The 6,922-nt window shown below is 72.6% G+C and carries 6 protein-coding genes; 5 read left to right on the top strand and 1 reads right to left on the bottom strand.

Features of this window, described 5'->3' with window-relative positions; translation table 11 throughout:
• The 5 genes from ABNT58_RS18515 to ABNT58_RS18495 form a co-directional block, all read left to right on the top strand.
• Positions 1-1,827: TonB-dependent siderophore receptor (locus tag ABNT58_RS18515; protein ID WP_348754913.1), on the top strand; the 1,827-nt coding region annotated here is incomplete at its 5' end.
• Positions 1,827-3,404, top strand: a complete 1,578-nt coding sequence (locus tag ABNT58_RS18510) for an ABC transporter substrate-binding protein (protein WP_348754912.1) — start codon at positions 1,827-1,829, stop codon at positions 3,402-3,404. The genes ABNT58_RS18515 and ABNT58_RS18510, both read left to right, overlap by 1 nt.
• A complete protein-coding gene (locus ABNT58_RS18505; RefSeq protein ID WP_348754911.1) occupies positions 3,401-4,366 on the top strand; it encodes an ABC transporter permease in 966 nt (321 codons plus the stop codon). Before ABNT58_RS18510 ends, ABNT58_RS18505 begins: the two co-directional genes overlap by 4 nt.
• A 35-nt stretch (positions 4,367-4,401) precedes the next feature.
• On the top strand, positions 4,402-5,211 hold the full coding sequence (locus tag ABNT58_RS18500; protein ID WP_348754914.1) for an ABC transporter permease: 810 nt from the start codon (positions 4,402-4,404) through the stop codon (positions 5,209-5,211).
• On the top strand, positions 5,208-6,638 hold the full coding sequence (locus tag ABNT58_RS18495) for an ATP-binding cassette domain-containing protein (RefSeq protein ID WP_348754910.1): 1,431 nt from the start codon (positions 5,208-5,210) through the stop codon (positions 6,636-6,638). The genes ABNT58_RS18500 and ABNT58_RS18495 overlap by 4 nt, the downstream gene beginning before the upstream one ends.
• 9 nt (positions 6,639-6,647) lie before the next feature.
• Here ABNT58_RS18495 and ABNT58_RS18490 read toward each other — a convergent pair.
• Positions 6,648-6,922: hypothetical protein (locus ABNT58_RS18490; RefSeq protein ID WP_348754909.1), on the bottom strand; the 275-nt coding region annotated here is incomplete at its 5' end.

Below are 6,922 nucleotides of genomic sequence, written 5' to 3'. Positions count from 1 at the left end.
GGCCTGTGGGACAACATCGCCATCCGCGGCCTGCCCGGCAACGAGAACACCGGCATGGCCACGCTGCTCAACGGGTTCTCGTCCAACCGCGGCTTCAACGCCCCGCGCGACCTGGCCGGGGTGGAACGCATCGAGTTCCTCAAGGGCACGGCCGCCGCCCTCTACGGCAGCAGCGAGCCCGGCGGCACGCTCAACATCGTGTCCAAGCAGCCGCTGTGGCGCAGCGGCCATTCGCTCGAAGGCTACGTCGGCAGTTACGGCCTCAAGCGCACCGCGCTCGACAGCACCGGACCGCTGGGCGAGCACTTCGCCTACCGGCTGAACATCGCGCTGGAAGACCGCGACAGCTTCCGCGACCACATCAGCGCCCAGCGGCAGGTGCTGGCACCGGCCTTCACCTGGCGCCTGTCGGCCGACACCACGCTGGACTACGTGGGCGAGCTGCTGCGCCACCAGACGCCGCTGGACCGCGGCGTGGTGGCGGTGAACAACCGGCTGGGCGCCATTCCGGTCAGCCGCTTCCTGGGCGAGCCGGCCGATGGTGATGCGACCGTGGCCAACCAGACCCACCAGCTCATCCTCACCCACCACTGGAACGACGACTGGCGCAGCCGCGTGGGCCTGTCGGCCCGCCGCACCACGCTGGACGGCTACTCCACCGAAGCCACCGCGCTGCGCGCCGACGGCACGCTGACCCGCCAGCGCCGCTACCGCGACTACACCTCCGAAGACGTGGCGCTGCAGGCCGAGCTGCAGGGCAAGCTGCGCACCGGCACGGTGGCGCATGAGCTGCTGGTGGGCCTGGAAACCTTCCGCTTCCGCATGGACAGCGTGATGCTGCGCATCAACCCCAGCAGCACCGCGCCCTACGCCATCAACATCTACGACCCGGTGTACGGCCAGCCGCAGCCCACGCCGGTGGCCAACACCAGCACGCTGGAGCGCCAGCGCAACACCGCGCTGTATGTGCAGGACGCGATCGCGCTGGCCCCGGCCTGGCGCCTGGTGGCCGGCCTGCGCATGGACCGCTACGACCAGTCGCTGGAGAACCGCCGCACCAACGTCACCACCGACCAGCAGCCCCACGCCACCTCGCCGCGCATCGGCCTGAGCTGGCTGGCCACGCCGCAATGGACGGTGTATGCCAATGCCGGCCGCTCCTTCCGGCCCAACACCGGCAGCGACGTCAATGCCGGCAGCTTCAGCCCCGAGCGCGGCAAGGCGCTGGAGCTGGGCGCCAAGTGGGAAAGCGCCGACCGCCGGCTGGGCGCCACCGCGGCGCTGTTCCACATCGAGAAGAACAACGTGCTCACCGCCGACCCGGCCCATGCCGGCTTCTCGGTGGCCGCGGGCCAGATCCGCAGCCGCGGCGCCGAGTTCGACCTGGCCGGCCAGGTCAGCAGCCACTGGCGCGTCAATGCCAGCCTGGTGCTCAACGACGTGGACATCACCCGCGACAACACGCTGGAAGTGGGCGGGCGGCTGCTCAACGTGCCCAAGGTCAACGGCAGCCTGCTGGCGGTGTGGGAAGACACGCTGGCCAGCGGCCAGCGCTACGGCATCGGCGGCGGCGTCACCCACATGGGCCAGCGCCTGGGCCAGGCCCGCACCCAGGCCGAGGCCAATGCCGGCACGCCCGCCTTCGAGCTGCCGGCCTACACCACCGCCAAGCTCACCGGCTACTGGCGCATCACGCCCACGCTGCGGCTGACGCTGGACATCGACAACGTGTTCGACCGCGACATCTACACCAGCTCCTACAGCCGCGTGTGGGTGACGCCGGGCACGCCGCGCAACTTCACACTGGGGCTGCAGGCCCGGTTCTGATGACGACTTCTCCACCTTCTTGCTCACCGCACCTGCGCAGGCGCCGCCTGCTGCAGGGGGCTGCCGCCGGCCTGGCCTTGACCGTGCCCGCGGTGCAGGCCCAACGCGTGCCCGAGGCCGGCCGGCCCCTGCAGCTGGTCGGCCCCTGGGAGCTGACCGGGCTGGCGCCCGCCAACAGCGGCTTCATGTTCGCCCGCCTGCAGATCGCCGAGACCCTGATGAACGCCCGCGACGACGGCACGCCGCTGCCCGGGCTGGCCCAGCGCTGGCACAGCAGTGCCGACGGCCTGGTGTGGCGTTTTGAACTGCGGCCGCAGGCGCGCTTTCACGATGGCAGCGCCGTCACGGCAGCCGCCGTGGTGCGCTGCCTGGAGACGGCGCGCACGCCGCCTTCGCTGCTCAGCGTGGCGCCGGTGCGGGCCATCGAGACCGACGGTGCGCACACGGTGGTCATCCGGTTGACCACGCCCTTCGGCGGCCTGCCGGCCCTGCTGGCGCACAGCAGCACCATCGTGCTGGCGCCTGCCAGTTATGGCGCCGATGGCAGCGTGCGGCAGATCGTCGGCAGCGGGCCGTACCGCATCCACGTGCTGTCGGCGCCGCAGCTGGTGGAGGCGGTGGCGTTCGAGGGTTATGACGGGCCGCAGCCCGTGGTGCGCCACACCCGCTACCTGACGGTCAGCCGTTCGGAGACCCGCACGCTGATGGTCGAAGCCGGCCAGGCCGACCTGGCCTACAGCCTGGACCCGGCCAGCCTGCAGCGCCTGCGCCGGCGCGGCCAGGTGCGCATCGAGACGGCCATGCTGCCGCGCACCGTGATCGTCAAGCTCAACGCCGGCTTGCCGGCGCTGCAGGACGTGCGCGTGCGCCGCGCGCTGAGCCTGTGCATCGACCGCGACGGCATCGCCAAGGCGCTGCTGCGCGACCCCACGCTGGCCGCCACGCAGATGTTCCCGCCGCTGATGAAGGGCTGGCACGACCCCGGGCTGCCGCCGCTGCGGCACGACCCCGCCGAAGCCGCCCGCCTGTTGGCCGAAGCCGGCTGGCAGCGCGGGCCTGAGGGCCTGGTGAATGCGGCCGGACAGCCGCTGCAGCTGGTGCTGCGTGGTTTTCCGGACCGGCCCGAGCTGCCGCTGTTTGCCGCCGCGCTGCAGGAGCAGTGGCGCCAGGCCGGCATCACGGTCAAGGTGAGCATCGGCAACTCGGGCGACATTCCGCTGGGCCACCGCGACGGCACGCTGCACATGGGCCTGGGCGCCCGCAACTTCGGCACCGTGCCCGACCCGGTGGGCACCTTGCTGCAGGACTACGGCCCGCAGGGCGGCGACTGGGGCGCGATGGGCTGGAGCGACGAGCGCGTGGTGGCGGCCCTGCAGGCACTGGCCCGTGGCGGGCTGACGCCCGAGCGGGCTGCCGACCTGCGCGCCCAGGTGGCGCAGGCGCTGCACCAGGCCTTGCCGGTCATTCCGGTCACCTGGTACCGGCAGCACGTGGCCACCAGCGCCCGCGTGGCCGGCGTCAGCGTCGATCCACTGGAACGCTCCTACCGACTCACCGACATGACATGGACCGCATGAGCTTCATCACTTCCCGCTGGGCCGCCTTGCTGGCCCGGCGCCTCTTTCAGGTGGTGGCGCTGGCGCTGCTGATCGGCACCTTGTGCTTTTTCATGGTGCGCTCGCTGCCGGGCGACATGGCCATGCGCGTGGCCGCCGGCCGCTACGGCTACGACATGGTGGGCAATGCCGCCGCCGCCGCCGTGACCGCCGAACTGGGCCTGGACAGGCCCTTGTGGCAGGCGCTGCTGCAGTGGTGGGCCGACATCGCGCGGCTGGACCTGGGCCGCTCCCTGGTCACCGGCAACACCGTGTGGGCCGAGGTCGCGCACCAGCTGGGCGCCACCGTCGACCTGGCGGTGGCAGCCGTGTTCCTGAGCTGCCTGATCGGCCTGCCGCTGGGCGTGTGGGCCGGCCTGCGGCCCGGTGGCGCCATGGACCGCCTGACGCTGCTGATGGCGGTGGCCTTCCGGGCCACGCCGCCTTTCCTGCTGTCGGTGCTGCTGATGCTGGTCGTCGCGGTGCAGCTGGGCATGCTGCCGGTGGCCGGCGAGCATGAGCATGGCGGCGTGATGCTGCCGGCGCTGACGCTGGCGCTGGGCATGGCCGCCGGCCTGGCGCGTGTGGCCCGCAGCGCGATGCTGCAGGCCACACGCTCGCCCTCCTGGGAGTTCGCGCGCCTCAAGGGCCTGGGCGATGGGCAGGTGCTGCTGCGCCTGGGCTTGCGCCATGCCGGTGTGCCGGTGGTGGCCTACCTGGGCGTGCAGACGGTGTTCCTGCTGGAAGGGGCGCTGGTGGTCGAAACCCTGTTCGCCTGGCCCGGCATCGGGCATGCCATGGTGCATGCCATCTTCGGCCGCGACGTGCCCATGATCCAGGGCACGGCCTTGTGCATGGGCCTGCTGTTCGTGCTGTTCAACCTCCTGGTCGATGCCGCCACCCTGGCCATCGATCCGCGCCAGCGCCGGGCAGGTGCGGCATGACGGCGCCAACGCAACCGCTGGGCGTGCCAGGCGTCATGCCTGTGGCGGCGCCACGCAGGGCAGGGCGGCGCCGGCGCCTCGGTCTGCTGCTCATCGGCGCGGTGCTGCTGTTTGCGCTGTTGGGGCCGTGGCTCATCGGCATCGACCCCGCCCGGCAGGTGCTGGCCGACAGCCTGCAGCCGCCCGGCCTGCAGCACCTGCTGGGCACCGACGTGCTGGGCCGCTCGGTGCTGGCGCGGCTGGCGCATGCGGCGCAGCTCTCGCTGGGCCTGGCGCTGCTGGCCGCCATCACGGCAGCGGTGCCCGGCGTGCTGCTGGGCGTGGCCGCCAGCTGGCACGGCGGTGCCGTGGAGCGGGCGCTGGTGATGCTGGCCGATGCGGTGATGTCGGTGCCCGGGCTGCTGCTGGTGGTGCTGTTCGCGGCGCTGGCGCCGGGCCAGCACTGGGCGCTGTACCTGGGCCTGAGCCTGTCGCTGTGGGTGGAGTACTTCCGCGTCAGCCGCGCCGTCGCGCGGCCGGTGCTGGCCGGTGATGCGGTGCAGGCTTCGCGCCTGCTGGGCTTTGGCGGCGCGTACCTGCTTCGCCGCCACCTGCTGCCGGCGCTGGCGCCGGTGCTGGCCACCTTGCTGGCCTTCAGCACCGCGCAGTCGGTGCTGTCGCTGGCGGCGTTGGGGGTGGTGGGCGTGGGCCTGCAGCCGCCCACGCCCGAACTCGGGCTGATGATGATCGAATTCCTGCCGCATTACGAAGAGGCGCCCTGGCTGATCGCCGCGCCCGTGCTGCTGTTGATGGGACTGGTGCTGGGCATGATGCTGCTGGCCGGCGAGCGCGAGGTGCAGCCATGACCGACCTGGCTCGCCAGCCCGCGGCCGGCCCCCTGCTGGCGGTGGACGACTTGTCTGTACAAGTGGGCACCACGCGGCTGTTGCGGCCGCTGTCCTTCGAGCTGTACCCCGGCCAGGTGCTGACCCTGCTGGGCGAAAGCGGCGCCGGCAAGTCGCTGCTGGCCCAGGCGGTGATGGGCAACCTGCCACCGGCGCTGCAGGCGCGAGGGCAGGTGAGCCTGGCCGGGCGCCACAGCCGCGCGGCTGATGGGGCCGCCCGCAGGCCGCTGTGGGGTCGTGCGCTGGCCCTGGTGCCGCAGGAGCCCTCGCTGGCGCTGGACCCGCTGCGCCGCATCGCGCCCCAGCTGGCCGAGGTGCATGCGCTGCTGCGCGGCGCCGGCCCGGCCGCCGGCGCCACCGCCCGCGCCGAACTGGGCCAGGTGGGCCTGGCCGCGGCGGCCGACCAGTACCCCTGGCAGATCTCGGGCGGCATGGCCCAGCGCGCCGCCGCCGTGATGGCGCTGGCCGGTGGTGCGCAGGTGCTGCTGGCCGATGAGCCGACCAAAGGCCTGGACCGGCTCTGGCGCGACCGCACCATCGAGCAGCTGCAGGCGGTGCAGCGGGCCGGCGGCTGCGTGGTCGTCATCACCCACGACCTGCGGGTGGCACGGGCGCTGGGCGGCCGGCTGATGGTGCTGCGTGAGGGCGAAGTGGTGGAGCAGGGCGATACGGCCGGCGTGCTGGCCGCGCCTGCGCATGCCTTCACCCGCGCGCTGCTGGCCGCCGACCCGGCCGGCTGGGCGCCGGCCCCCGGGCCGACCCCGCATGGCGAGCCGGTGCTGCAGGCCAGCGGCCTGGCCAAGCGCTTTGGGGCCCGGTTGCTGTTCGAAGGCATCGACCTCGGCCTGCGGCGCGGCGACCGGCTGGCGGTGCAGGGCCCCAGCGGCAGCGGCAAGAGCACGCTGGGCCAGGTGCTCATCGGCCTGCTGCCCGCGGACCGCGGCCGCCTGCAGCGGGGCCCGGGCCTGTCGGCCCAGGCGTTCCAGAAGCTCTACCAGGACCCCACGGCTTCATTCGCGCCGCAGGTGTCGCTGGCGCAGTCGCTGCGCGACGTGCTGCGCTTGCACCGGCGCAGCCCGGCCGATCTGCAGGCCTTGCTGCAGGCACTGGCGGTGCCGATGGCGCTGCTCGACCGCCGGCCGCACGAGGTGTCGGGCGGCGAGCTGCAGCGCATCGCGTTGGCGCGGGTGCTGCTGGTGCGGCCTGCGCTGCTGTTTGCCGACGAGCCCACCTCACGGCTGGACCCGGTGTCGCAGCAGCAGGCCATGCAGGTGCTGCTGCAGGCGGTGGCCGAGTCGGACGCTGCCCTGGTGCTGGTCACCCACGACGATGACCTGGCCGCCGCGGTGGGCCGTCAGCAGCTGCGGCTGGCGGGCGCACCAGCCTGAACCGGCGCTTCAGGGCAGGCTCACGTCCATGCCCAGCATCCTGGCCAGCCCGAGGGTGAAAGCCAGCACCAGCAACAGCGCCAGCAGGAAGAGGGCGGTGTACCTGGCGCCTGCCAGCACCAGCCTTTGCACGCTGGCGGGCTTTTTCTCCTGGTCGTAGTGCCACTTGACCGCGAAGTACATGCCCGCCACGAACACCAGGCCCTTGAACAGGACGAAGAAGACAAGAACCCAATCCACGGGCGCGTTCCAGGTTGCCTCAAGGTGGCCGATCTTGCGCCTGC

The sequence above is a fragment of the uncultured Aquincola sp. genome (genome assembly GCF_964001545.1).
Classification (GTDB): Bacteria; Pseudomonadota; Gammaproteobacteria; order Burkholderiales; family Burkholderiaceae_C; genus Aquincola.
The sequence above is the reverse complement of the archived record's forward strand: the minus strand, read 5'-3'. Positions and strand labels throughout refer to the sequence as shown.